This is a genomic window from Methyloligella halotolerans (assembly GCF_001708935.1).
Lineage (GTDB): Bacteria > Pseudomonadota > Alphaproteobacteria > Rhizobiales > Methyloligellaceae > Methyloligella > Methyloligella halotolerans.
Genome location: NZ_MASI01000005.1, coordinates 54,127 through 78,609, shown reverse-complemented (window position 1 = coordinate 78,609; position 24,483 = coordinate 54,127). Strand labels below are relative to the sequence as shown.

General features: G+C 62.7%; 33 protein-coding genes and 1 pseudogene. 25 read left to right on the top strand and 9 right to left on the bottom strand.

What is annotated here, in order from left to right:
• The first annotated feature begins 23 nt into the window (after window positions 1-23).
• Window positions 24-1,004 carry an IS1595 family transposase gene (locus A7A08_RS10225; RefSeq protein ID WP_069095395.1) on the top strand — a complete coding sequence of 327 codons (981 nt, stop codon included), beginning with the start codon at window positions 24-26 and terminating at the stop codon, window positions 1,002-1,004.
• 83 nt (window positions 1,005-1,087) lie between these two features.
• Here the strand turns inward: A7A08_RS10225 and A7A08_RS10220 are convergent, their stop codons facing one another.
• From A7A08_RS10220 to A7A08_RS17625, 9 genes and pseudogenes are all read right to left on the bottom strand, one after another.
• Window positions 1,088-1,354 carry a hypothetical protein gene (locus tag A7A08_RS10220; RefSeq protein ID WP_069095394.1) on the bottom strand — a complete coding sequence of 89 codons (267 nt, stop codon included), beginning with the start codon at window positions 1,352-1,354 and terminating at the stop codon, window positions 1,088-1,090.
• A gap of 16 nt (window positions 1,355-1,370) precedes the next feature.
• The gene (locus A7A08_RS16305; RefSeq protein WP_169822986.1) at window positions 1,371-1,508 is read right to left on the bottom strand and encodes a hypothetical protein; all 138 of its coding nucleotides are present in this window, start codon (window positions 1,506-1,508) and stop codon (window positions 1,371-1,373) included.
• A complete protein-coding gene (locus tag A7A08_RS10215; protein WP_069095393.1) occupies window positions 1,505-2,242 on the bottom strand; it encodes a hypothetical protein in 738 nt (245 codons plus the stop codon). Before A7A08_RS10215 ends, A7A08_RS16305 begins: the two co-directional genes overlap by 4 nt.
• Complete coding sequence (locus A7A08_RS10210; protein ID WP_141693942.1) at window positions 2,239-2,754, bottom strand: hypothetical protein; 516 nt, start codon at window positions 2,752-2,754, stop codon at window positions 2,239-2,241. Before A7A08_RS10210 ends, A7A08_RS10215 begins: the two co-directional genes overlap by 4 nt.
• Window positions 2,755-3,244: 490 nt before the next feature.
• Window positions 3,245-3,841 (bottom strand): hypothetical protein, encoded by a 597-nt coding sequence (locus tag A7A08_RS10205; protein ID WP_069095391.1) that lies wholly within the window; start codon window positions 3,839-3,841, stop codon window positions 3,245-3,247.
• A gap of 206 nt (window positions 3,842-4,047) precedes the next feature.
• Entirely contained in the window at window positions 4,048-4,359 is a 312-nt protein-coding gene (locus A7A08_RS10200; protein WP_069095390.1) for a hypothetical protein, read from the bottom strand.
• A 250-nt stretch (window positions 4,360-4,609) separates the two neighbouring features.
• Entirely contained in the window at window positions 4,610-5,569 is a 960-nt protein-coding gene (locus A7A08_RS10195; RefSeq protein ID WP_069095389.1) for an IS1595 family transposase, read from the bottom strand.
• Window positions 5,570-5,869: 300 nt separating this feature from the next.
• Window positions 5,870-6,226: an MOSC domain-containing protein gene (locus tag A7A08_RS16860; RefSeq protein WP_245290881.1), complete on the bottom strand. Its 357-nt coding sequence runs from the start codon at window positions 6,224-6,226 to the stop codon at window positions 5,870-5,872.
• Window positions 6,227-6,537: 311 nt separating this feature from the next.
• Window positions 6,538-6,660, bottom strand: a pseudogene (locus tag A7A08_RS17625) (MOSC N-terminal beta barrel domain-containing protein); the annotation flags it as partial.
• 84 nt (window positions 6,661-6,744) lie between these two features.
• Between A7A08_RS17625 and A7A08_RS10185 the strand changes: the two are divergent.
• The 24 genes from A7A08_RS10185 (at window position 6,745) to A7A08_RS10075 (ending at window position 24,438) form a co-directional block, all read left to right on the top strand.
• Entirely contained in the window at window positions 6,745-7,281 is a 537-nt protein-coding gene (locus tag A7A08_RS10185; RefSeq protein WP_069095387.1) for a hypothetical protein, read from the top strand.
• Window positions 7,214-8,563, top strand: a complete 1,350-nt coding sequence (locus A7A08_RS10180) for a DNA-packaging protein (RefSeq protein ID WP_141693940.1) — start codon at window positions 7,214-7,216, stop codon at window positions 8,561-8,563. Before A7A08_RS10185 ends, A7A08_RS10180 begins: the two co-directional genes overlap by 68 nt.
• Window positions 8,564-8,910: 347 nt before the next feature.
• A complete protein-coding gene (locus A7A08_RS10175; protein ID WP_069095386.1) occupies window positions 8,911-10,110 on the top strand; it encodes a phage portal protein in 1,200 nt (399 codons plus the stop codon).
• A gap of 87 nt (window positions 10,111-10,197) precedes the next feature.
• Window positions 10,198-10,398 (top strand): hypothetical protein, encoded by a 201-nt coding sequence (locus A7A08_RS15985; protein WP_141693939.1) that lies wholly within the window; start codon window positions 10,198-10,200, stop codon window positions 10,396-10,398.
• Between the two features lie 215 nt (window positions 10,399-10,613).
• Complete coding sequence (locus A7A08_RS10170; protein WP_083226659.1) at window positions 10,614-11,216, top strand: HK97 family phage prohead protease; 603 nt, start codon at window positions 10,614-10,616, stop codon at window positions 11,214-11,216.
• A 47-nt stretch (window positions 11,217-11,263) separates the two neighbouring features.
• The gene (locus A7A08_RS10165; protein ID WP_069095528.1) at window positions 11,264-12,538 is read left to right on the top strand and encodes a phage major capsid protein; all 1,275 of its coding nucleotides are present in this window, start codon (window positions 11,264-11,266) and stop codon (window positions 12,536-12,538) included.
• A gap of 386 nt (window positions 12,539-12,924) precedes the next feature.
• A complete protein-coding gene (locus tag A7A08_RS10160; protein ID WP_069095385.1) occupies window positions 12,925-13,500 on the top strand; it encodes a head-tail connector protein in 576 nt (191 codons plus the stop codon).
• Window positions 13,497-13,826, top strand: coding sequence for a phage head closure protein (locus A7A08_RS10155; RefSeq protein ID WP_245290880.1), 330 nt, complete (start codon window positions 13,497-13,499; stop codon window positions 13,824-13,826). Before A7A08_RS10160 ends, A7A08_RS10155 begins: the two co-directional genes overlap by 4 nt.
• A 3-nt stretch (window positions 13,827-13,829) precedes the next feature.
• The gene (locus A7A08_RS10150; RefSeq protein ID WP_069095384.1) at window positions 13,830-14,219 is read left to right on the top strand and encodes an HK97-gp10 family putative phage morphogenesis protein; all 390 of its coding nucleotides are present in this window, start codon (window positions 13,830-13,832) and stop codon (window positions 14,217-14,219) included.
• Window positions 14,220-14,284: 65 nt separating this feature from the next.
• On the top strand, window positions 14,285-14,710 hold the full coding sequence (locus tag A7A08_RS10145; protein ID WP_069095383.1) for a DUF3168 domain-containing protein: 426 nt from the start codon (window positions 14,285-14,287) through the stop codon (window positions 14,708-14,710).
• 203 nt (window positions 14,711-14,913) lie between these two features.
• Entirely contained in the window at window positions 14,914-15,330 is a 417-nt protein-coding gene (locus tag A7A08_RS10140; RefSeq protein ID WP_069095382.1) for a phage major tail protein, TP901-1 family, read from the top strand.
• Between the two features lie 10 nt (window positions 15,331-15,340).
• Window positions 15,341-15,697 (top strand): gene transfer agent family protein, encoded by a 357-nt coding sequence (locus A7A08_RS10135; RefSeq protein ID WP_069095381.1) that lies wholly within the window; start codon window positions 15,341-15,343, stop codon window positions 15,695-15,697.
• 38 nt (window positions 15,698-15,735) lie between these two features.
• On the top strand, window positions 15,736-15,918 hold the full coding sequence (locus A7A08_RS10130) for a phage tail assembly chaperone (RefSeq protein ID WP_069095380.1): 183 nt from the start codon (window positions 15,736-15,738) through the stop codon (window positions 15,916-15,918).
• Window positions 15,919-16,200, top strand: coding sequence for a hypothetical protein (locus A7A08_RS10125; protein WP_069095379.1), 282 nt, complete (start codon window positions 15,919-15,921; stop codon window positions 16,198-16,200).
• A gap of 116 nt (window positions 16,201-16,316) precedes the next feature.
• The gene (locus A7A08_RS10120; protein WP_141693938.1) at window positions 16,317-16,760 is read left to right on the top strand and encodes a C40 family peptidase; all 444 of its coding nucleotides are present in this window, start codon (window positions 16,317-16,319) and stop codon (window positions 16,758-16,760) included.
• A 176-nt stretch (window positions 16,761-16,936) separates the two neighbouring features.
• The gene (locus A7A08_RS10115; protein WP_069095377.1) at window positions 16,937-17,179 is read left to right on the top strand and encodes a hypothetical protein; all 243 of its coding nucleotides are present in this window, start codon (window positions 16,937-16,939) and stop codon (window positions 17,177-17,179) included.
• Between the two features lie 92 nt (window positions 17,180-17,271).
• Window positions 17,272-17,556 carry a PepSY domain-containing protein gene (locus A7A08_RS10110; RefSeq protein ID WP_141693937.1) on the top strand — a complete coding sequence of 95 codons (285 nt, stop codon included), beginning with the start codon at window positions 17,272-17,274 and terminating at the stop codon, window positions 17,554-17,556.
• Between the two features lie 24 nt (window positions 17,557-17,580).
• Window positions 17,581-18,252, top strand: a complete 672-nt coding sequence (locus A7A08_RS10105) for a response regulator transcription factor (RefSeq protein ID WP_069095375.1) — start codon at window positions 17,581-17,583, stop codon at window positions 18,250-18,252.
• Complete coding sequence (locus tag A7A08_RS10100; protein ID WP_069095374.1) at window positions 18,242-19,606, top strand: ATP-binding protein; 1,365 nt, start codon at window positions 18,242-18,244, stop codon at window positions 19,604-19,606. Before A7A08_RS10105 ends, A7A08_RS10100 begins: the two co-directional genes overlap by 11 nt.
• A gap of 127 nt (window positions 19,607-19,733) precedes the next feature.
• Window positions 19,734-20,192 carry a glycine zipper 2TM domain-containing protein gene (locus tag A7A08_RS10095; protein WP_069095373.1) on the top strand — a complete coding sequence of 153 codons (459 nt, stop codon included), beginning with the start codon at window positions 19,734-19,736 and terminating at the stop codon, window positions 20,190-20,192.
• Between the two features lie 121 nt (window positions 20,193-20,313).
• A complete protein-coding gene (ccmI, locus tag A7A08_RS10090) occupies window positions 20,314-21,456 on the top strand; it encodes a c-type cytochrome biogenesis protein CcmI (RefSeq protein WP_069095372.1) in 1,143 nt (380 codons plus the stop codon).
• Between the two features lie 40 nt (window positions 21,457-21,496).
• Window positions 21,497-21,970: a cytochrome c maturation protein CcmE gene (gene ccmE, locus A7A08_RS10085; RefSeq protein ID WP_069095371.1), complete on the top strand. Its 474-nt coding sequence runs from the start codon at window positions 21,497-21,499 to the stop codon at window positions 21,968-21,970.
• A 4-nt stretch (window positions 21,971-21,974) separates the two neighbouring features.
• Entirely contained in the window at window positions 21,975-23,960 is a 1,986-nt protein-coding gene (locus tag A7A08_RS10080; protein WP_069095370.1) for a heme lyase CcmF/NrfE family subunit, read from the top strand.
• Window positions 23,950-24,438 carry a cytochrome c-type biogenesis protein gene (locus tag A7A08_RS10075; protein WP_069095369.1) on the top strand — a complete coding sequence of 163 codons (489 nt, stop codon included), beginning with the start codon at window positions 23,950-23,952 and terminating at the stop codon, window positions 24,436-24,438. Before A7A08_RS10080 ends, A7A08_RS10075 begins: the two co-directional genes overlap by 11 nt.
• Window positions 24,439-24,483: the final 45 nt, after the last annotated feature.

Genomic DNA, 24,483 nt, shown 5'->3' with positions numbered 1-24,483 from the left:
GAAGATCAGAGAGGGACACTGCCATGACCGCCGATCTTCAAAATCCGATCTTCCACGATGAGACTAAGGCCCGCGAGGCACTTGAGGCCGTGCGCTGGCCCGATGGTCCGGTCTGCCCCCATTGTGGCAACGCCGATCAGGACCGCATCGCGAAGGTGGAGGGAACGAAGCGCTCGCACCGTCCGGGGCTCTACTACTGCAATGAGTGCAAGGGTCAGTTCACTGTGACCGTGGGCACCGTCTTTGAGCGTTCAAAGGTGCCGCTCACCAAGTGGTGGCTCGCTGCTCACCTCATGAGCGCGAGCAAGAAAGGGATCTCCGCTCACCAGCTGCATCGCATGCTTGGCGTGACGTACAAGACCGCTTGGTTCATGGCGCACCGTATCCGTGAAGCCATGCGCGAGGATGGCACGTTCGGCGGTCCTCTTGGCGGCGAAGGCAAGACCGTGGAAGCCGACGAGACCTATATCGGCAAGCGAGACAAGCCTTACGTCTCTCCGCATCGCCGCGGTCTGCCCTACACGAAGTCGGGCAAATCAGGCGGCGCTCAGAAGCGCACCGTGGTCGCTCTGGTCGAGCGTGGCGGTCGCGTCCGCAGCTTCCACGTCCAGCACGCCACGAAGAAGAGCGTTCGCGAAATCCTGGTCCGCAACGTGGACCGCAAGAGCGTGCTCTATACCGATGAAAGCCGCCTCTACACCGAGACCGGCAAAGAGTACGAAGGCCACGACACGGTGAACCACTCCGCCAAGGAATACGTACGCGGCATGATCCACACGAACACGATTGAGAACGTGTTCTCGGTGTTCAAGCGCGGCATGCGTGGTGTCTATCAGCATTGCGGCGAAGCGCACTTGTTCCGCTATTTGGCGGAGTTCGATTTCCGCTACAATCGCCGCTCAGGTCTCGGCTACTCCGATGCTGAGCGTGTCGCCGAGATCATGCAGAACGCGGCAGGCAAGCGCCTGACCTATCGGCGGACTTGTGAAGCCCAGATCGCTTAAGCAGAAGGCGAGACACTTCAAACGTTGGAGGGTGAAGCATGACCGGACGTAAGGGTAAGCCGCCCCCAATCATCGAAGACGTCTCAAACGCAAGCCTCCAACTCCGCTGCCCTAACCCTCAATGTGGTCATGAGTTCTTCAAAAAGGGCGGTTGGCTTGAGAAACACAAGGTCTTCGGCTGTCCCAAGTGCGGTCAGACCATCTCCTTCAACGATGAACAGCTCACCAGCCTTTTCAGCGAACACGTCAAGAATGTCCGCGATATGATCAACCGCATGAGGGGGAAGTGACGCCAATATAGCGTCAAGCTCCGCCTCTGCGGCCTCGGCCGCAGAATCGTCTACCTGCATGTTCTGACGGCCCCACCTATTTGGCGGGCTTCCTCTTTTCGGTAGGCTTCTTCTTGGACTCTTCGTGCGGCTTCGGGGGCGTCTTCACCAGCCGCTCCATGATGCGGCGCGCCTCTTCGGTATCCTGATCTTCTTTGCGGGGCTTAGCGCTCATTGCACAAGCAACCGCTGAATCCCGCGCTCAAGCGAAGGGAACGGCACAATGTCAGCCACCTGCTGGAGCAAAGAAACGTCATCTGGCGCTAGCTCGCGGTCATAGACTGCGAACTTACCGACTGCTCCATTCAGCTTTTCCGGCATGTCAGCGAAAGCAACGTACTTAGCTGCCACCGAGATATGATGCGGCGCTACCGCATCAACCAACAGCGTGCCGCGATGTGGAGCGGAAACAACAAAATCAAATCGGTGATGCTTGCCGCTACGGCCGAGCATTTGCGCATCTGTTCGGATCTGCGTGTCGGGTGCTGATCGACTGAGTACGCTTAGGATGCGGTCACGTAGAAGGCCCTCGGTAGCCGCCACCATCTTTTCGACTGCGGCATGCGCAGCCGCGGCCGAGGCATTTGCTACGGCCAATACGGCGGAGGGAAGCCATTCAGCGTTCGCCGCGTTGACCTCAAGCACCCCATTCTTGAACTGGATACGATATTTGGATGCCTGCTTTGCAGCCGCACGATTGATTAGAGATTCGTCGCGCCCGTGCAACCACGCAACGCGTAACGCGCCGCCGCCGTCGTGCACGCGATAGCCATCGCCGTATCGAACCACAAATACGTCAACTTGCTCAAACGAGGGATACAGGCAATGCGTAGCCACGCGCGAACCGAAGTCAGTTTCGGTACACGATTGGAGGGCCTCAAGGGCGGTACGCGCGTCTTTGCAACTCATTGCTGCTGTCGCTCAAACAAATCCGCGTAAGGCGGCACATCGAAACCTCGCTGATCATGCCCTACCTCCAGGTTAATCTGGTCAGCAAGAACGAGCGTGGCTTGCGGGAGCCGTCTTACCTGCGGCGGAAGAGGGCGTCGATACGGCAACTGACCTCCCCCATTGTCTATCACGTATTGCCTGTTGTCCGGCCACGCGTGTTCGTGCGACCCGCACACTTGCGCCGGTAACCCCAGGTCCGCCGCGTCCGGGAGATTCCATTTGCACAATGTGGGTCTGGCAAGATCGACGCGCCAAACCGGCGTTCCTCGAAATATCAGCGATACGCTCGGATGCAGCTTGTCGAAGGCCGGACATCTAAAGCGCAGCTGTGCACTGATGATACCGGCGCTGTCAGCGATGTTCCATGTGGCAGAGAGTTCGTCCGGTCTATCTGACTCAACCCAGTCCGGCATGCCGACCAATGTCTTCGGGCTGTCGGCCAGAAACCGATCGATGTCGCGAGTGTCCATGATTCCCAACTTACGGCTGTATTTCCGAATATTCATCGGAATAAGAGGGCCGCGAAACCTCTTCGCAGCCCCCTTACAACCGTGCCGGCCTGTCAGCCTCCACTAGTAAGGGAATCGGTCACTTTTCTCAAGTATATAATTAGGAATAAAGTCCTAATTATATACTTGACATAGCAGGCCCTGATTCGTAGGAAGAGTCCGTCTAGCGGAGGATCGCTAGGCTGGCGCGCCGGGCAGCTAGTCAAGGGATCGGATCTATTCCTTGGCAGACGAGAAGTCAGAAGAGCGAGATGTTTTCGTCGCAGCGCTTGACGGTGTCAGAGCGCAGGGGAGAGGCGCTGAGATGCCAGTCGAGCTTTGGCGCGACGGTGCCAGCGGAAGGCTGTGCGTCGTTGCCTATAACGAGGGCGGCAACAACAGCACTTGGGTAGATCTTGAAGATCTAATGCGGTGGGCAACTAGGAATGGACCTGGCCTCGGATTGCCTGTGTCAGACATCCTTGAATGACGTGTCCGACAGGATGACACGACATTTCACATGTTTTTCGAACAAGGGTTTAAGCAACTCCTCACGCCCCCAGGAATCTGCGATCAGAAATTTTGTGTCTTCATAGCTCAGGAAGGCTTCGCCCTGGGACTGTTCGTTGGCGTTCACGCGAGAGAATACTACGGCGCTAAGCAGAGCGAAAACGAGCTGAGTCGGAAGACCGAGAACACCCTTAGCGAAGTGGATTGTATGGTCTGGCCTGAGATAAATGTTCTCTGGCAATCCCCCCTCGTGGATGATGTTGCACCGGACTAGGTGGTAAATCACGTCAGCTAGAGTAGGTTTCGAGACATTTGGTATAGGTATCGAGGCGAACGACGATTTCTGGATATCGATGCCGCCGAAGGCCATCAATTCGATGACCCAGAAATATTCCTCTAGGAAGCGTTTGTAGCGGGATCCGTTCCGGGGATGCAGGTCTGGGAACATGCGCTTCGCGCTGACGTCGACTGCGATAGCGGCATCCTGGAGGGCGAATTCGACGTCGCCTCGATCCATTTCGACCAAAGCGTGTATGACGCGCTGAGCAAGTGAGATCATCAGGATTCCTGAAACCTTGAGGACTGCGCAATGACTGATGAGTCCGACAACGATGTTTCGGATAAGGAAGTCTCTCGCCGTCGCGACGCAGCGCTTAAGCGCGCCCTCAACACGCCGCCGAAGCCGCGCAAATCCGAAGACAAAGAGAATAGTGCCAAGAAACCCCCGACCAAGTGAGCCGGGGGTTTCCCTTCCAGAGGTAGCTACTAATGTTTAGGTTGCTCTTGAGCCGCCTGCGCAGCTCTTTCGGCTTGCGAAAGGGTGTTGAGCATGTTGGTCAAAACATTCACCACTTCGACGGCCGCGTTTGGCGTCATTGCCAGCCTGGCGGTGGTGTAGACGGTTGGCGCGGTCCCATCTTTTGGAGCTTCGTTCGTCCGTTTTGGAATGAACCGCGTGGCACCCATGGTCAGGACGCAAACACCGTTGAAGAAGCCGGTCGATATCATTGTATCGGCGTAGGTCTCACGGAGGCTGGGGTCGTCTACCAGAGTGAATTTCGGTTTCTCATTAGCCATGATGGCTCTCCTTTCATGTTGGAAGAGCCAGCAAACGGCTTGACGCAATACGGGTGAGGAATAGACTCGTAGTCCTTGGAACAGACAATTCCCCTGCCGCCTGCTGGCAGGATCAAGAGCGGGCGTGTTGCAACCACGCCCGCTCTCAATTTACCTATCCGTACTACAGAGAGTCTAGCGGGCCGTTCAGGTCCTGCGACGAGTCCTCCACAGCATAAACGCTCGCGCTTTCTGCTTGAGTGATCTCGGCTTAGTGAGATTGTTGATAGGTGAGCCGCTTGCCCGCAGCGCCACGGATGATTTCCACGGCACGCTCGGCATCGGAATAGCCGAGCCCTGAGCGGCGGTTGTACCGGAAATCAAACTCCGCCAGATAGCGGAACAGATGCGCCTCTCCGCAGTGCTGATACACGCCACGCATACCGCGCTTGAAGACTGAGAACACGTTCTCAATCGTGTTCGTGTGGATCACACCGCGCACGTATTCCTTGGCGGAATGATTGACCGTGTCGTGGCCTTCGTACTCTTTGCCGGTCTCGGTGTAGAGGCGGCTTTCGTCGGTATAGAGGACGCTCTTGCGGTCCACGTTACGAACAAGGATTTCGCGAACGCTCTTCTTCGTGGCGTGCTGAACGTGGAAGCTGCGGACGCGACCGCCGCGCTCCACAAGAGCAACAACGGTGCGCTTCTGAGCGCCGCCAGACTTGCCCGACTTCGTGTAGGGCAGGCCGCGACGGTGCGGAGAGACATAGGGCTTGTCGCGCTTGCCGATGTAGGTCTCGTCTGCTTCGACGGTCTTGCCTTCACCACCGATCGGACCGGACGTGTCAGCATCTTCTCGCATTGCCTCGCGAACACGATGGGCGAGAAACCACGCGCTCTTGTAGGTAATGCCCAACATGCGATGGAGCTGGTGAGCCGAGACGCCTTTCTTGCTGGCGGCCATCAGATGGAAAGCAGCAACCCATTTGGTCAGTGGGATCTTCGACCGCTCCATAACTGAGCCGACCGTGACGCTGAAATGCCCACGGCACTCGTTGCACTGATACAGGCCAGGGCGGTGGCTCTTGCCCTTGAGCTTCACGATGCGGTCCTGATCGGTATTGCCGCAATGGGGACAGGCTGGACCTTCGGGCCAACGGATGGCCTCAAGGTGCTCACGAGCCTTGTCCTCGTTGTGAAAGATCGGATCGGAAAGAACGATAGTCATGGCGGTTGCCCCTCTGTCTCTTGGCAGAATCGCAAACCAGCCCTGCTATGTCAAGTATATAATTAGGAATAAAGTCCTTGACAGCGTGACGGTGGTTGGGTAGGGTTCAGCTATAATCCGACAGTTGCGGGTTGAGGATCAGTCCTCGGGCGGGCGAGCCGGTTTCGGTCTCGCCCTTTTTGTTTCCAGGCATATTCAAGTTCGGGCTCGGTACGGCGGCTTTCCGGCCCGTCGAACGCGGGCGGCGCGCTACGGGCTCGCAAGGCGATCCGCGCTCTGCACCCCCGCGTTCGCGCGGCGCTAGCTCAGGAGCGTAATCGCATCGCCAGGCTTGACCGTGCCCTCAACGAGGATCGCTGCGTAGAGGCCGGCATATCGGCCTTGGGTCCGGGTGATGTGCCGCAGGATTTCCGGCTTCTCTTCGCCGGTCTCGGGATCGAGGGTGATCATCTTGCAGCGCGGGTCGCGCTCGAGGATGGCGATGACGGCCTTGTCGCCGAGCTTGAGCTTTTGGCCGACGAGGTCGTTCTCGCTGAACGCCCCGTCGGTAAAATTCGCATAGAGATTGGCGCGGAACTGGCGGTGATCGAGCTCGTCTTCGATGTCGTTCGCGAGCTGAGCGACGGTCTGCATCGAGAACAACGAAATGGGTCGCAATCGGTGAAGGCGGTCTCCGAATATTCGACAGAGAGATCTTCGTCCGGTTTTCCGAGCCGTTCTTTCAAATGGGCGACGAAGGCTGGATCGGCGATCGAGAAGGTTTCGCCGTCGGGCGTCTCGACTTCGACCGCGAGGCTCTTCCTATCCGCATATAGCGGTTTCACGCCGGGGCTTATGGCCTCGGCGGCTTCGCGGTTCGAGGGCTGGCTGGCGGCGCCCGAATTCAGGAAGCGTGGCTGGTACAGGATCAAATCCTCCTGCTCGCGACCCGTGTGATAGGGGAAGCCGGGATCCGCCTGGCTATTCGTGATGGAGTAGATGCGGTCGCCGTAAAGTCCGGCGAAGGCGAGGAACGCTTGGGCGAGGCTTTCGCCCCGCATGCTCTTTACCGGATAGCGCCAGACGCTATCGATCCGACCGATTTCCGACATGACGAGGTCACCTCTTCTTCACGTGCTGCGCAGAGCCGTGCTGCACCACGATAATCCTCAAGGATGGCTGGACCGATTGCAAAGTTGACGCATGGAAAAGGTCACGAAGACGGTCCCGACTGGGCCGCCATCGAAAAGGCTTACGGCACCGACACTCGCAAGCTGACCGAGATCGCCAGAGGTTTCGGTGTCAACCGTCAGCTGATCCAGGCGCGGGCGGCGAAACTGAACTGGCGGCGCGCGGGCGATGGACCCGATCTCGACGAGCGCGATGCCGGAATCGATCTGGACGACGTGGCGAAGGCTGAAGAGGCCAGCGGCGACAGGCGGAAGCGCATGGTGGCGCGGCTGTTCAGGGCGCTGGAGGAGAAGATGACCCAAATGGAGAAGCGGATCGCGCGTGGAGCAGACGGGGCGGACGCGAGCGCGGCGGATTCGGAGCGCGAGGCGCGGGCCTTGAGCGCGCTCGCCGGGCTCTACGCGAAGCTCGTGGAGCTCGACGAGGGAGCGAACGGGAAGGGAGCGGCGAAGCAGCGACACGAGGCGGCAGGCGATGCGGACCACTTCCGCGAGGATCTTGCGCGACGCCTTGAGCGCCTCAATCAGGCGCGGGACGCTTAAACCGTTTCTGGAGAGCTTGAACGCCGGCGAACTGCGCCGGCTGCATTACGACTGGCCGCTCTGGGCGCGGGAGGATCAGCTTGCGCCCGGAGCCGCGCAAGGAGGCGGGGACTGGACGACCTGGCTGATGCTGGGGGGCCGGGGAGCGGGCAAGACGCGAGCCGGTGCGGAATGGGTGCGCTCTATTGCAGAGGCGCCGCGAGAAGCGTGTCAGCAGCCGCCGCGTATCGCGCTGATCGGCGAGACGTTTGCCGATGCGCGAAACGTGATGGTGGAAGGGGTTTCCGGTCTGCTCGCCGTGCATCCGCCGGAGATGCGGCCCCTGTTCGAAGCCACCAAGCAGCGCGTGACCTGGCCCAACGGTGCGGTGGCGCAGCTCTTTTCGGCGGAGGATCCGGAGGCGTTGCGGGGGCCGCAGTTCGATGCGGCCTGGGCGGACGAGCTCGCCAAGTGGCGGCGGCCGCAAGACACATGGGACATGCTGCAATTCGGATTGCGCCTTGGGGAGCGGCCGCGCCAGGTGGTCACGACGACGCCACGCCCCGTGCCGTTGATCAAGGCGCTGTTGGCTGACGAGACTTGCGCGGTGACGCGGGTGGCGACGGCAGCGAACGCGATCAATCTGGCGCCGCGCTTCCTGGAAGCGATCGTCGGAAAATATCGGGGTACGCGGCTGGGCCGGCAGGAGCTGATGGCGGAGCTGCTGGAGGACCGGCCCGATGCGCTGTGGCCCCGGGCTCTGATCGAGAAGGCGCGGGTGAACGAGACACCTGATCTGCGGCGGATCGTGGTGGCGGTGGACCCGCCGGTGACGAGCGGCGGGAAGGCCGATGCATGCGGGATCGTGGTGGCGGGCGTGTCCGCGGACGGGCTCGGCTTCGTGCTGAAGGACCGGACCGTGCAGGGCTTGAGCCCCGCCGGCTGGGCGAAGGCTGCGCTGGCCGCGTATCACAATGGGGATGCCGACTGCATCGTGGCCGAGGTGAACCAGGGCGGCGAGCTGGTCGAGGCGGTGCTCCGGCAGGTCGACCGGAGCGTTCCGGTGCGAAGCGTGCGCGCGAGCCGAGGCAAGTTCGTGCGGGCGGAGCCGGTGGCGGCGCTCTACGAGCAGGGCCGCGTGTTCCATGTCGGCAGCTTGGCCGAGCTGGAAGACGAGATGAGCGATTTCGGACCGGACGGGCTCTCCGGCGGGCGGAGCCCCGATCGGGTGGATGCGCTGGTCTGGGCCCTGACGGCGCTAATGCTGCAGGGCGGTGCGGAGCCGCGGGTGCGGGGGTTGTGAGGTTTGAGCCGTCCTTCGAGGAGCGCTTCGCGCCCGTCCCGGATCAGGTCCGGGACAGGCTCTCAGGATGACGGCTCAGGGTGTCATGCCCGGCCTTGTGCCGGGCATCCATAACCCCTGTGCCTAATCTTTGATTCAGTGTTCATGGATCACCGGGACAAGCCCGGTGATGACGCAGGAGTGGAACGGCGAACTCAGCCGTCATCCCTGCGAAAGCAGGGATCCAGTCGTCACTGACTTTCGATCACCATTCAGACCGGGGTTACTGGATTGCCCGGTAGAGTTCATGCTCGGGCCGGCTACGCCGGGCCCGGGTGCCGGGCAATGACACATAGTAGGACATCGGAATGGCAGACGGATTGCGGCAGCGCCTGGCGAGAACGTTTGGCTTTGGACGCACAGCCCCCGACGAAACGAAGGCGAGCCGGACGGCGCGGCTGATCGCCCTGTCGGCATTCGGCCAGGCGGTGTGGAGCCCGCGGGATGCTTCAGCCTTCGCAAGGGAAGGTTTCGCCAAGAACCCGATCGTCTATCGGTCGGTGCGCATGATCGCCGAGGCGGCCGCGTCGGTGCCTCTTTATCTCTATGAGGGTGAGGATGCGGTGGATATGCATCCGCTGCTCGCGCTCATCAGCAAGCCCAACGGAGCGCAAAGCACGCCGGAGCTTCTGGAGGCGACATACGGCCATCTGCTGGTGGCGGGGAATGCCTATCTCGAGGCGGTCTCGGTCGGCGGCGAGCCGCGGGAGCTGCATGTGCTGCGGCCAGACCGGATGAAGATCGTGCCGGGCGTGGATGGGTGGCCGGAGGCTTACGATTACAGCGTGGGCGGCGAGACGGTGCGCTTCGTGCAGGATGTCTCGGCCGGGGTGCGTCCGATCCTGCATCTGGCGCTGTTTCATCCGCTGAACGACCATTACGGGATGAGCCCCCTGGAGCCGGCGGCGGCGGCGATCGACATCCACAATCAGGGCGCGGACTGGAACAAGGCGCTGCTCGACAATGCGGCGTGCCCGTCCGGTGCGCTTGTTTATTCGGCCGCCGACGGTCAGCTCGCGCCGGAGCAATACGAGCGGCTGAAGACCGAACTCGAGGACAGCTTTTCGGGTGCGCGGAATGCCGGGAGGCCGCTGCTGCTGGAAGGCGGGTTAGACTGGAAGGGGATGGGGTTCTCTCCGAAGGACATGGATTTCATCCAGGCGAAGCATCTGGCGGCGCGGGAGATTGCTCTGTCGCTCGGGGTGCCGCCCATGCTGCTGGGTATTCCCGGGGACAATACCTATTCGAACTACCAGGAGGCGAACCGCACCTTCTGGCGGCAGACGGTGCTACCGCTGGTGAACCGGACGGCGAAGGCGCTTTCAGGCTGGCTGGGCGCCGGATTCGAAGACGGGCTGGAGCTGCGGCCGGACCTCGATGCAGTGGAAGCATTGTCCGTAGAGCGCGAGGCGCTTTGGGAGCGGGTGCGGGTGTCGGAGTTTCTGACGGTGAACGAGAAGCGCGCGGCGGTGGGCTACGGCCCGGTCGAGGGTGGGGATGTGCTTTAGCGCCGCTTGTGGAAAACGGCCGCGATGCGCTTGATCTGGGTGCGGGCGTGGTAGCTTTCCCACGGGCTAATATATGGGAGGGCTATAATGGCTGTGCAGGTGACACCCCCGACGAAGAACATGCTGTATTTCGCGATCGCACTCGGGGTGATCGCGCTTCTTCTCTACATTATCGGCGTGCTGGGCTTCGTCGACGGCGGCTTCGGCTTCATCGGCCATTTCGCTTTCTGGATCTCCATGGCGGCGCTGGCGAGCCTTATCGCTGCGGTGACCATGAAGGGGGTTTAGGGCTCGCGCAGGGCACCGGTCATTATTCAGAGTCATGCCCGGCCTTGTGCCGGGCATCCATGACCACGGTGCCTGATATCGCATTGAGGTGTTCATGGATCACCGGGACAAGCCCGGTGATGACGACCGAGAACTAGTAACAACGTGCACATGAAAAGCACTGTCGTGCCGCTTGCGGCGCGGGAGGCGTCTCTGCGGCTGCGCGCCTTCGGGATGTGCAGGCGGACGGGACGTTCTCCGGCTACGCCAGCCTGTTCGGGCGGATGGATCTCGGGCGCGACCTGGTGATGCCGGGCGCGTTTGCCGAGAGCTTGAGGGCCAAGGGCGCGCGGGGCATCAAGCTGCTGTTCCAGCACAATCCGGACGAGCCGATCGGCGTGTGGGTGGATGTCCGCGAGGATACGCGCGGGCTGCTCGTGCATGGCCGGCTGCTGCCGGGGGTGGCACGGGCCCGCGAGGTGCTGGAGTTGATGCGGGCCGGCGCGTTGGACGGGCTCTCCATCGGCTTCCGCACGGTGAAGGGGCGAACCGAGCCGAAGAGCGGCATTCGGCGGCTCGATAAGATCGACCTCTGGGAGATCTCGATCGTGACGTTTCCCATGCTGGCCGATGCGCGGGTCTCCTTCGTGAAGCGCCAGGAGGCGCAAGGGGAGCATGCCGGGCAGGGTCCGCCAGGCAGACACGTTCTTGGGAGACACGTTCTTGGGAGGCAAGATCTTGGGAGGGACCAGAGCCAGCGGCTCGCGGCGAAGATGCGGCGGGCCGCTTTTCTTTTGCGCGAGGGTTCGACCTCGTCCCTTCCGAGAAAGGCAGTGTGAGAATTAGCGACAACGAATATCCGGAAGCTCATGAGCCCGGATTCGAAATCAAGTCAGGGCAGGGCGCGCTTTACGAGACCAAGGCCGGCGGCAGCGGCGACGATGTTGCGGTGGCCTTCGACGAGTTCATGCGGACCTTCGAGACCTTCAAGGAGAACAACGATGAGCGGCTGCGCCAGATCGAGCGCAACGTCTCGGCAGACGTCGTCACCGAGGAGAAGCTGGAGCGGATCAATCGCGCGCTCGATGCCCAGAAGTCGGCGATGGATCAGCTGACCCTGAAGGCGAGCCGGCCGCAGTTGGGCGGCGCCGGGACGGACCTCTCAAGCCCGGCGGTGTTGCAGCACAAGGCAGCCTTCCACGCCTATATGCGCAAAGGCCAGACGGGCAATCTGCATCGGCTGGAGGAGAAGGCTCTCTCGGTGGACCTCGCCGGCGGCGACGGCTCCGACGGCGGTTATCTCGTGCCGCCGGAAACGGAGGCCGCCGTGATCCGTGGGGTGAAGGAGATCTCGCCGATCCGCGCCATCGCCGGCAACCGCACGGTGAGCGGCTCCATCTACAAGAAGCCGTTCTCCATCACCGGACCGGCGACGGGATGGGTGGCGGAGACTGCGACCCGGCCGGAGACCAACTCGCCGACACTGGACGAGCTCGCCTTTCCGACCATGGAGCTTTACGCCATGCCGTCGGCGACCCAGACGCTGCTGGACGACTCGGCGGTCAATATCGACGAGTGGCTGGCGGAGGAGATCCAGATCGCTTTTGCCGAACAGGAAGGCACGGCGTTCGTCCTCGGCGACGGGAATGCGAAGCCGCGTGGCTTCCTCGACTATACGCCGGTCGCCAACGGCTCCTGGGTCTGGGACAAGATCGGCTATATCGCGACCGGGAATGACGGGACGTTCGACACCGCCGACCCGAGCGACGATCTGATCGACCTCGTCTACAGCCTGAAGTCGGGCTATCGCGCCAACGCCCATTGGGTGATGAACCGGGCGACGCAAGCCGTGATCCGCAAGTTCAAGGACGAGGACGGCAACTATCTCTGGCATCCGGGCGAGAAGGCCGGGGCCTGGCCGACGCTGATGAACTATCCGATCGCGGAGAGCGAGGACATGCCGGATATCGGCTCGGACGAGTTCGCCATCGCCTTCGGCGACTTCAAGCGCGGCTATCTGGTGGTGGACCGGGCGGGCATCCGGGTCTTGCGCGATCCCTATTCGGCAAAGCCCTACGTGCTGTTCTACACGACCAAGCGTGTCGGCGGCGGCGTGCAGGATTTCGACGCGATCAAGCTGCTGAAGTTTGGCTCGAGCTAGGCCGATACCTCCTGACGTCATCCCTGCGAAAGCAGGGATCCAGTAGCCACCGGTGTTCGAGAGGATCTGACACAGGGGTTACTGGATTGCCCGGTCAAGCCGGGCAATGACAACGGGTGGGGCGGCGACGACTGGGCCGTCTCGGGACGAGTCATGCTCGGCATGAGACCGGTATGACTCCTCAACACTTCGCACAACGGAAAGCCTGGCCGGGCCGGCGGCCGTGTCGCGCTCCCTCCCACGCGCGCGGCCGCCACTTTCTTCTGCTGCGAGACCCCATTCCCGTCATGCCGGCGAAAGCCGGCATCCAGCTCTCTCTTCTGAGTGCTTGGCTGGACCCCGGCTTACGCCGGGGTGACGGACGCTGAATTGAAACAGGAATACTCATGGCACTTGCCCTGACATCGGCACCGGCGGTGGAGCCGGTCAGCCTGGCCGAGGCCAAGGCGCATTTGCGCGTGGACCAGGATGCGGAGGACGATCTGATCTCCGCGTTGATCGTCTCCGCACGGAGCTGGGTCGAGCGGCAATACGGGCTGGCACTTATCACGCAAGAGTGGTCGTTCTATCTGGACCGCGTGCCGGGGGCGGGTGCGGTCGCGCTGCCACTGTCACCGCTGCAAAGTGTTGAGAGCGTCACGATCCACTCCGCGAACGGCGGGACGAACGAACTCGATCAAGATGCCTATGCCTACGATGCGCTTTCCAAGCCGGCGCGGCTGATCTTCCAAGGCGCGAACGGCGGCGCATCGTTGCGACCGTTGAACGGAATCGAGATCGCCTATCGGTGCGGTTTCGGCGACGCGGCTGACGATGTGCCGGGGCCCATCCGCCAGGCGCTGCTTCTGCTGATTGTCCATTGGTTCGAACGGCGAGAGCCGGTGCCGGCGGGCGGTGAACCGCCAGAGGTGCCGGCGATGGTCGCCGGGCTGCTGGCGCCTTACCGGCAGGTGCGGCTGTGAATGGCGTGCCGGCCGGTGCGCTGCGCCATCGCCTGATCCTGGAGGAGCGGGCGAAAGTGGACGATGGCGGGGGTGGCTTCACCGAGAGCTGGAACACGGTAACGACGTTATGGGGCGTGGTCCGACCGCTGCGCGGGGACGAGCAACTCGTGGCGGGACGGCTTGCCGGAAACGTGAGTCATCTCATCACCTTGCGCTATCGCGATGGTGTGGTGCCGGAGATGCGGTTTCGCCAGGGCGAGAGGGTCTTCGAGATACATGCCGTGATCGATCCCGATGAGCGCAAATGCTGGTTGCGCTGCCAATGTGAGGAGCGGGGGCTTTAGCTGGTGAGGAGCATCGGCAGACTCTCCGGTCTCGAGGCATTGAAGAGACGACTGGATATCGGCGCTGCGCCGCAGGACCTGCGGGAGGAATTGCGCGACCAGGCGAGCGTGATCGCCGACGAGGCGCGGCAGGCACTGGAACAGGAGCACCCGGGCGGGACCGGCGCGCTGGCGCGCTCCATCAGGGTGGTGGAGACGGCAGAGCAAGACGCGCCGCGCTTCACAATCGGCACGGCAAGCCCGGTCGGCCGCTACCTGGAATTCGGAACAAGGCGCATGGGCGCGCAGCCTTGGCTGACGCCTGCACTGCGCAGGCATTTACCGGATGTTAGGGGCTGCGCGGAGAGGATTATCGCGCGGTTTCTCAAGAGCGATTCGTCTGAAGTTCGCTGAAAACGAGGCTTTTCAGACGCGACCTCCGGGCCCATATAGAGGCTTGGAGGATCAAGGAGACGGATATGGCGGAAAGCGCAGAATGGTCATTGCAGAGCGCGATCTATCAGGCGCTCGCCGGCTCGGCGGAACTGACCGCGCAGCTGGGCGGCTTGCGCGTCTACGACCATCCCCCGCAAGGTGCGGCCTATCCTTTTGTCACCATCGGTGAGAGCTCGGTTTTCGACTGGAGCACGGGCACCGAGGATGGCGCCGAGCATCTGGTTACGCTGCATGTCTGGTCGCGCTCTGGCGGCAAGCGGCAGGCCTACGCGTTGGTCGAACGGATCCGCGAGCTGTTGAGCGATCAGGCGTTCAGCCTGAACGATCATGCGCTGATCAATCTCCGCTATCAGTTTTCGGAAACGCGCCAGGATCCGGACGGCGAGACCTATCATGGGGTCGTGCGCTATCGCGCCGTGACGGAACCGGCGGCGGCTGTTGCTGCCTAGATTTAGGTAAATTCGCGTTTCGACGAGGCGGCTTTGGGGCCGCCTTTTTTGTTGCCTGCGGCTCTACCCTAACCCCGTCATTCCGGCGAAAGCCGGTATCCAAATCGAGACAGAGGGGCGGTGGCTGGACCCCGGCTTTCGCCGGGGTGGCGGCAGGTAACGACCGGACCCGGCATGCAAAGGCTCGAAGAAGGGACCTCTGAATGACAGCGCAAAAGGGCAAGGATCTGCTGCTCAAGGTCGATACGGACGGGGCAGGGGATTTCACGACCGTTGCGGGTTTGCGGGCGCGCAGCCTGGCCTTCAACGCGGCGACCGTGGACGTGACCGATCAGGAATCGGCGGCGCAATGGCGCGAGCTGCTGGACGGCGCCGGCATCAAGACCGCGCGGATCACGGGAAGCGGCATCTTCAAGGATGCGGAATCCGACGAGACCCTGCGGGGATATTTCTTCGCCGGTACCATCCGGGACTGGCAGGTCATCGTGCCGGATTTCGGGACGGTCGAAGGGGCGTTCCAGATCACGAGCCTGGAATATGGCGGCCGGCATGATGGCGAGGTGAACTTCGAGCTGGGGCTCGACTCCGCCGGCGCGCTCAGCTTCGCAGCGGATGCATAGGGGGCGTGAGATGGCGAATTTGCATCGGGGTGAGATCGAGGCGGAGCTGGACGGGAAGACCTATCGGCTCTGCCTGACGCTGGGCGCGCTGGCCGAGCTGGAGCAGGCGTTCGGCGAGGACGACATGCTGGCCATTGCCGAGCGGTTTCAGGCCGGACGGATCCGGGCCGGCGATGCGGTGCGGATGATCGGGGCGGGATTGCGCGGCGCGGGCTACGACCTTGGCGACGAGGCGGTGGCGGACATGCGGGCGGATGGCGGTGCGGCCGGGTTCGTCGACATCGTGGCGCGACTGCTCGCGGCGACCTTTGCGAGCGCCGCGGAGGACAAAGGCGTTCGCCCTTTGGAGAGCGTGGCGGCGCAGTAAGGACTGCTAGCCCGAAGAGCTTCCCGTGGGACCAGGCGATGGCGGCGGGGCTGGGGACTTTGCGACTGGCTCCGCGGGATTTCTGGGCGATGACGCCACGGGAGCTGGATGCCGCCTTGCGAGGTGTGTTCGGGATGGGCGCCGGTGGATTGCGGCCGAGCGCCGGCGATCTCGCCGCGCTGATGGTGCGCTATCCCGACACGACAAAGGATCAAACTTAGATGGCGGAATCGGTCGATGGGCTGGTCGTCACGATCAGCGGCGATGTCGGACCCTTGCGGGCCTCGCTTTCCGATGCGAGCCGGCTGAGCGACGATTTCGCCCGAGATCTGACGCGGGCCTTCGACGATGCGGCGGTGAAGGGGCGGACGCTCGAGGAGACCATGAAGCGGCTGGTCGCTTCGCTCTCCTCCCATGCTCTGGAATCGGCGCTCTCCGTTGCAATGAAAATAGTTCAACAAAGACGCGAAATGAGGCAGTGGCTGCGCAAATATGGACAATAATCGCTTAAAATCGCGTCACCCTGCCGCATTTTCATTCTGAATTCTGCCCCATCGAACCTGTAGTTCGCGGCTCATTCGAATCGAGTAACTCCCCAAAACAACAAATAGGAGTGTGTATGCGAGTCGTATTTCTCGCCTTGAGCCTCTTCATGCTCACGGTTCAGCCAAGCTTTGCCGACATGCCATTCGGCAAGAAGACCGCCAATATCGGCGGGTTCATGAAAGGGGCGAAGGCGCCCTGGCTCAAGAAGGCTACCCAAGACGTCGGCACGAATCCGACCGGTTGGTCGCGGCAGTGGTGTGGGCGCTACATGCGCTCCGTGATGCCGAACCCGATCTCGTCCAACCGGGCGATCGACTGGCGTCATTACGGCAAGGGCCTGAACGGTCCGAAAGTCGGCGCCGTTGCGGTGATGCCGCATCACGTGGGTATCGTTCAGTCTTTCGACGCGAACAGCGTGACGCTGGTTTCGGGCAACCATTCGGGTAGCGCGGGCGCACGCAAGGTGGGCGTGGGACGCTATTCCCGCTCGCGCATTGTGGCCTATCGCTGGCCGTAGCTTTATCCGGCGGACCGCTCCCGCGCTCTGCGCATTCGAGCGGTCCGCCAGATAGCGGGTGAGAGTCCCGCATTCCCTTGAGCGGCTCCTTCGGGAGCCGTTTTCTTTTCGAACGCCGTCTCCGCCGGAGGCGGCGTTTTTTGTGTCCGCATCACACCAAAACGAGGAGAAGAGAGATGAGCGCGTTCTTCAAGCTGCTGACGGCCGCCCCTTTTAAGGACTACCGCACGCAGGTGCTGGGCGGGCTGGTGTTCCTGACCGGCCTAGCCAACTGGCTGGTGGGCGATGCCACTCTTACCGATCTTCTGCAGAATCTGCCCGCCATGGTCGGCGGGCTGGGGCTTTCGACCTTGGGCGCGAAGGTGAACGGGGTGAAGGACGCGGCGGGGCCGGCCCGCAAACCGGCCCGGGCGAAATGAAGAAATCCCTCGAACGCCATTCAGCCATGGTTCATGCTGGATAGCCTACCTTCGGGGGGAAGGTTATCTTGGGCTGATTAATGGTGCGCTTCTTGAGACATAGCATCGCCCCGCTTCTAGTCGGGGCGCTGGTGAGCCTGTGGTCCGGGCCGGCGGCGGCGGAGTGCCTGCCGTGGAGCTCGGCTGGACCGGTGATCCAGAAGAACGGTCTCATCCCGGCCGGGCGGATCTACAATCAGATCCAGTCCCAGCATAAGGGTCAGATCATCAAGGCGACCCTGTGCCGGAACGGCGATAGCTTCCGCTACAAGTTCACGGTGCTGGGATCGAAGGGCGACGTAAAAAGCGTCTCCGTCGATGCCCGGACCGGGCGCTGACGGGTCTCAGCAAGGGAGGAAAGGTTGCGGCTGCTCGTTGTCGAAGACGATCCCGATCTGAACCGCCAGCTGGTCACCGCCTTGAGCGATGCCGGCTATGCCGTCGATCACGCGTTCGACGGGGAGGAGGGACATTTCCTCGGCGACACGGAACCGTATGACGCGGTGGTGCTCGATATCGGCCTTCCGAAGATGGACGGGCTGAGCGTGCTGGAGCAGTGGCGGCGGGATGCCCGCAACATGCCTGTGCTGATCCTGACCGCGCGGGAGCGGTGGAGCGACAAGGTGGCGGGGATGGATGCCGGCGCCGACGACTACGTGGCGAAGCCATTCCACATGGAAGAAGTGCTGGCGCGAATCCGCGCCTTGCTGCGGCGCTCGGCGGGACATGCCAGCAACGAGATCGAATGCGGTCCGGTCCGGCTCGATACCAAGAGCTCGCGGGTGACGGCCGACGGCCAGCCGATCAAGCTCACCAGCCATGAATATAGAGTGTTCGCCTATCTGATGCTCCACAGGGACCGGGTGGTGTCGCGGACAGAACTCATCGAGCATCTCTACGAGCAGGATTTCGACAGGGATTCGAACACGGTCGAGGTGTTCATAGGGCGCCTGCGCAAGAAGCTGCCCGGCAATCTGATCAAGACGGTTCGCGGGCTGGGCTATCGCCTGTCGGACAGGGCCGATGAGGCGTAAATCTCTCGCCTATCGATTGTTCGTTTCGGCCGCGATCTGGACGCTGGTGGTCGTGCCGGCGGCCGCGATTCTTCTGATTTCGCTCTACCGCCACTCGGTGGAGCGAAATTTCGATGCCCGCCTCAACGCATATCTCACCGGGCTCGTCGCCTCGAGCACGGCTGAAGGCGGCACGACGCCTACCGCGCCCGCCAATCTCGGCGAGCCTCTCTTCACGATTCCCTTCTCCGGCTGGTACTGGCAGATCAAGCTGTTCAAGAAGGGGACCCCGCCTCTCTTCGTCTCCGACTCCCTTCTCGACCAGCGTCTGTGGCTTCCGAGCGTGCTCGGTGCGGAGCCCGACGAGAACCTGATCTATCGGGCCTACATGAAAGGGCCGGAAGGTCAGCGGCTGCGGGTGCTCGAACGCCAGATCCGTCTGGAGGGTCCGAACCATCGTCCGTATTCCTATGCGGTGGCGGGAGACGCGGCGGAGATCGAGAAGGATCTCGCCGATTTTACCACCATGCTGATCGCAGCTCTTGCGCTGCTCGGATTCGGGCTCGTGGTGGCGACGCTCTTCCAAGTGCGGTTCGGGCTGATGCCGCTTCGCGCGGTGCGAGAGGATCTCGCCGCGATCCGATCGGGCAAGGCGGAGCGTCTTGAGGGCGACGTGCCGGTGGAGATTCAGCCGCTTCAGAAGGAACTCAATGCGCTGATCGAATCCAACCGCGAAATCGTCGAGCGCGCCCGAACCCATGTCGGCAATCTGGCCCATGCGCTGAAGACGCCGCTGAGCGTGATCGGCAACGAGGCGCGCGGCAAGCGGACGGCGCTGGCGAAGAAGGTGCTGGAGCAGACCGAGATCATGCGCACGCAGATCACCCATCACCTGGACCGGGCGCGCATGGTGGCGCGGACCACGGCGCTGGGCAGCGTCACCGACGTTCCGGAGGTTCTGGAAGGGTTGAAACGTGCGCTGAGCCGGATCTACAGCGAGAAGGGCATGGAAATCGTTCTGGAGTGCCCGGATGGCATGCTGTTTCAGGGTGAGCGCCAAGACCTTGAGGAGATGACCGGCAATTTGATGGATAACGCCTGCAAGTGGGGCCGCGATCTCGTCCAGGTCACCGTCGCCAAAGATGCCTCCGGCGAACATCTCGTGGTGACGGTCGATGATGACGGACCCGGCCTCGATGCAACGGAGCGGGATCGCGCGGTGCAGCGCGGGCAGCGGCTGGACGAGACGAAGCCGGGCTCGGGGCTCGGTCTTTCGATCGTTGCGGATCTTGCCCATCTCTATAAGGGCGAGTTCGCGCTGGAGCCCTCTCCAAACGGTGGATTACGCGCAAAACTCACGCTTCCCGCAGCCTAACCGGGGCCCGCCTGCTTATTTCCGACAAATTTCTGATCTTAAAGGAATCCAGCTGGTTAACGATAATTTGGCGCTCTAGGACAGCGTGTTCCTGAGGGGCTGCAAAAGGTTGGGAAGGGGGCGATCCATGCGGATTCTGGCGCTCATTTTGGTTTTGACGATGCCGTTGACGCTCGGCGCATGCGCGAGCAAGCAGGATACCGGCACACTGATCGGTGCCGCCGCGGGCGGTCTGATCGGCAATCAGTTCGGTAAAGGCGGCGGACGGGTCGCTGCGACGGCGGTGGGTGCCGTCGCCGGCGGTATCATCGGCAATACGATCGGCGCCAACATGGATGCGCGCGACCGTCAGATGGCTGAAGCCGCGCAGTATCGTGCGCTGGAATACGGTCAGCCGGGGCGCCCCGTGGCTTGGGACAATCCCAATTCGCAATATCGGGGTCAGGTGGCCGTTGGCGATTACTATGATCGCGGCGGGAGCCGCTGCCGGCCGTTCACTCACACGATCTATATCGACGGCCGTCCCGAGGTTTCCCGCGGCACCGCTTGCCGCCAACCCGACGGGACCTGGCGGACGGTCGGCTAGACGACCTGCTTCGATCCACGACATGCGCCGCCGTCTGCCCTGCGGCTCGGCGGCGCTTGCCTCCCTCGGCCGCTTTCCCTATGGCTAGGCCTCAAATTTCGAGCTGAGGTCTAAGCCTCTCATGTTGTGGATCATTTTCCTGTGCTTGACGGCGGCGGTGCTGCTCGCCCTGTTGCGCCCGCTGTTCGGCGGCGGGGGTGAAGAGCCCGGCCGCGACGCCGCCAATGCGCAGGTGTATCGCGATCAGCTCAAAGAGATCGACAGCGACCGCGACCGCGGGCTTATCGGAGAGGCAGAAGCGAAGGCTGCGCGGCTTGAGATCGAGCGGCGGCTGCTTGCCACGATGGACGCAGACCAGAACGTCGCCGCCGCGCGAAGCGGCTCGCCGGTCTGGATGGCCGTCGCCGTCGCCGTCGCTCTGCCTCTGATCGTTCTCGGATTCTATCTCACCTACGGATCGCCGCAGCTTCCCGATCAGCCGCTGCTCGTGCGCCTGCAGCAGCCGGTCGACGAGCAGAACGTCGCGGAGCTGATCGCGAGGGTCGAGGCGGGGCTGAAGCGGAAACCCAACGACGGGCAGGGCTGGGCGGTGATCGCTCCGGTCTATATCAGTGTGCGCCGCTTCGATCAGGGGCTCGAGGCCTACCGGAAAGCCATACGTCTGCTCGGGCCACGCCCGGATCTGCTGGCCGGGTACGGCGAAGCGCTCGTCTTCGCCAATGATGGTGCGGTCGATCCGCAAGCGCGCGAGATCCTCGAGCGTGCCGTGGCGGACGATCCGACCCTGGTGAAGCCGCGTATCCTTCTTGCCTATAGCGACGAGCAGGCCGGCAATTATCAGCGGGCCGTGGCCCGCTGGCGCGAGCTGAAGAGTTTGGTGAAGAACGACGAGCGCTGGGCTCCTCTCGTGGAGCGGCGGATCGCCAGCGCCGAGGCAAAGCTCGACGGATCGTCGCCGCCCAAAGGTCCTGTGCGCCAGAGCGCGGGCGGTCCCAATGCCGGCGACGTGGAAGCGGCTCAGAACATGAGCCCAGATGCGCGCAAGCAGATGATCGAGACGATGGTCGGCAGGCTTGCGCAGCGCCTGGAGCAGAACGGCGACGACCTCGACGGATGGCTGAAGCTGGTGCGCTCCTACGCGGTGCTGGACCGGAAGGATGATGCGCGGACGGCGCTGGCGAAGGCGAAGGCGCAGTTCAGCGACCAACCGGCCGCATTACAGCGACTTAATTCATTGGCCAGCGAACTTGGTATAAGTTCCTGAGCGTTGAGATGGAGAAACTGGGACAAGGGTTTAGCGTTCGATGACCCGCAAGCAGCGCAGAAGCGTGCTTATCGGCGGCTGCATGGCCGTGCTGGCCGTGGCGGTCGGATTGGTGCTGTTCGCGCTCAGCGATTCCATCGTCTTCTTCTATAGCCCGAGCGAGGTGATGGCGAAGGAGCTGGCGCCCGGTCAGCGCTTCCGGCTCGGCGGGCTGGTGGAAGACGGGAGCGTGGAACGCAATCGCGGGACCACCGTGAAGTTCGTGATCACCGACAAGGCCAAGGACCTGCCGGTCACGTATACCGGCGTGCTGCCGGATCTGTTCCGCGAGGGGCAGGGGGTGGTCGCCGAAGGGATGCTCGGGCCTGACGGGGTCTTTCAGGCCGACAAGGTTCTGGCCAAGCATGACGAGAATTACATGCCGCCGGAAGTGGCGGCGAAGCTGAAGGAACAGGGGCTCTGGGAGGGACCGGAGCAGGTTTCCCGAGAGACCGAACCCAGCAAGGTCAACTGATCCAATGATTGCCGAAACCGGCCATTTCGCGCTGATCCTGGCGCTGGGCATCGCCATCATTCAGATGGTGCTGCCGCTCTACGGTTCACGCCGAGACGACCCGCAGCTGATGGCTGTCGCGGTGCCTGCGGCCCAGGCGCAGTTCCTTCTGGTCGCGCTCGCTTTCGTGGCGCTGATGACCGCTTACGTCACGTCGGATTTCTCCATCCTCAACGTCTACGAGAATTCGAGTTCGGCGAAGCCGCTGCTCTACAAAATCTCAGGCGTCTGGGGGAACCACGAGGGCTCAATGGTCCTCTGGGTGCTTATTCTCGCGCTGTTCGGCGCCGGTGTCGCGACCTATGGCCGAAACCTCCCGCGCAGCCTGCAGGCGAACGTGCTTTCCGTGCAGGGGGCGATCGGGGTGGCCTTCCTGCTCTTCATCATCACCACGTCGAATCCGTTCGTGCGGCTCGACCCTGCGCCGTTCGAGGGGCAGGGGTTCAATCCCGTGCTGCAGGATCCGGCGCTCGCCATCCACCCGCCGTTCCTCTACGCGGGCTATGTCGGCTTCTCCATGGCGTTTTCCTTTGCCATCGCCGCGCTGATCGACGGCCGCATCGATGCGGCCTGGGCGCGCTGGGTGCGGCCCTGGACGCTGGCGGCCTGGATGTGTCTCACCATCGGCATCGCGCTCGGTTCCTGGTGGGCCTATTACGAGCTCGGCTGGGGCGGGTTCTGGTTCTGGGATCCGGTGGAGAACGCCTCCTTCATGCCCTGGCTTTCCGGCACGGCGCTGCTCCATTCGGCGCTGGTGATGGAGAAGCGCGACGCGCTGAAGATCTGGACCATTCTGCTCGCCATCATCACCTTCTCGCTGAGCCTCGTCGGCACATTCCTGGTGCGCTCCGGCGTGCTCACATCGGTCCATGCGTTTGCGGTCGATCCTGCACGCGGCGTCTTCATCCTCGGCATCATGGCCGTCTTCATCGGCGGGGCGTTGGCGCTGTTCGCCTGGCGGGCGCCGCTGTTGCGCCAAGGCGGCATCTTCGCGCCGATCAGCCGGGAAGGGGCGCTCGTCTTCAACAATCTGATCTTGGTGACGGCCTGCGCCGCGGTCTTCGTCGGCACGCTCTATCCGCTCGCTCTGGAGTCGGTGAGCAACGAGAAGATCTCCGTGGGTCCGCCCTTCTTCAACTATACCTTCGTGCCGCTGGTCTTGCCGCTCCTGCTTGCCGTGCCGCTCGGGCCATTCCTGGCCTGGAAACGGGGCGATCTCTATGCGGTGGCCCAACGGCTGATGGTGGCCGCGGTCATCGCGCTTGCGGCGATCGTGATCGTCTTCGCCATTCAGGGCAGGGGACCTTGGCTGGCGCCGCTCGGCATCGGTCTCGGCGTGTGGCTCATCGCGGGTGCTGCCTCAGAGCTTGCCTATCGCGCCAAGCTGTTCCAGGCCTCGGCCGCCGAGACATGGCGCCGGTTCATCCATTTGCCGCGCTCCAGCTTTGGCACGGCGCTGGCCCATGCGGGTGTCGGCCTGTCCGTGATTGGCATCGTGGCGACAACCGCCTGGCGCACGGAAGACATCACCGCCATGAAGCCGGGCGAGACCACCGAGATCGCCGGTTATCGCCTGGTGTTCGACGGTGTCTCGGAGCGGGCGGGTCCGAATTACGATGAGCAACTGGCAAGCTTCCACGTCTTCCGGGGCGACAGCGAGATCACCGAGCTTCATCCGACGAAGCGGCAATTCACCATCGAGGGGTCGGCCACTACAGAGGCGGCGATCTACAACGCCTGGGGTGGCGATCTCTATGCCGTGCTCGGCGATCCCCTGGAGAACGGCGCCTACAGCGTCCGCGTCTATTTCAATCCGCTGGTGCGGCTGATCTGGATCGGCGCCGTCGTGATGTTCCTGGGCGGCGGACTATCGCTGTTCGACAGGCGCTTGCGGGTCGGCGCGCCCAAGCGTGCCGCTGCGGCGCAGGGAAGGCTGGCTGATGCCAAGTAGGGCGAACCTTCGTCGTTTCGCGCTTTCCCTGGCCGTCGCGCTGCTCGTCGGCCTGAATGGTGTCGCACCGGCCCTTGCCGTCCAGCCCGACGAAGTGCTGAGCGATCCGGCGCTCGAGCAGCGGGCCCGGGACATCTCGGCCAATCTCCGCTGCCTCGTCTGCCAGAATCAATCGATCGACGATTCCAACGCGCCTCTCGCCAAGGATCTGCGGGTGCTGGTGCGCGAGCAGCTCAAGGCGGGCAAGTCCGACGAAGAGATCATGGACTACGTGGTGGCGCGCTACGGCGAGTTCGTGCTGCTGACGCCGGTCTGGGCGCCGCATACCTTGCTGCTTTGGCTGGCGACCCCGATTCTGCTGATCGTCGGGTTGATCATCGTGGTGATGCTGTTCCGCCGCCGGGCCACGGTGGCGGAGCCCAAGCCGCTTTCGGCCGCCGAAAAGCGCCGGTTGAATAAGGTGTTGGACCAGGCGTAGGCGGCTTTCAGGGCGTCCATCAGACAGACCTTCGGAACGGCATTT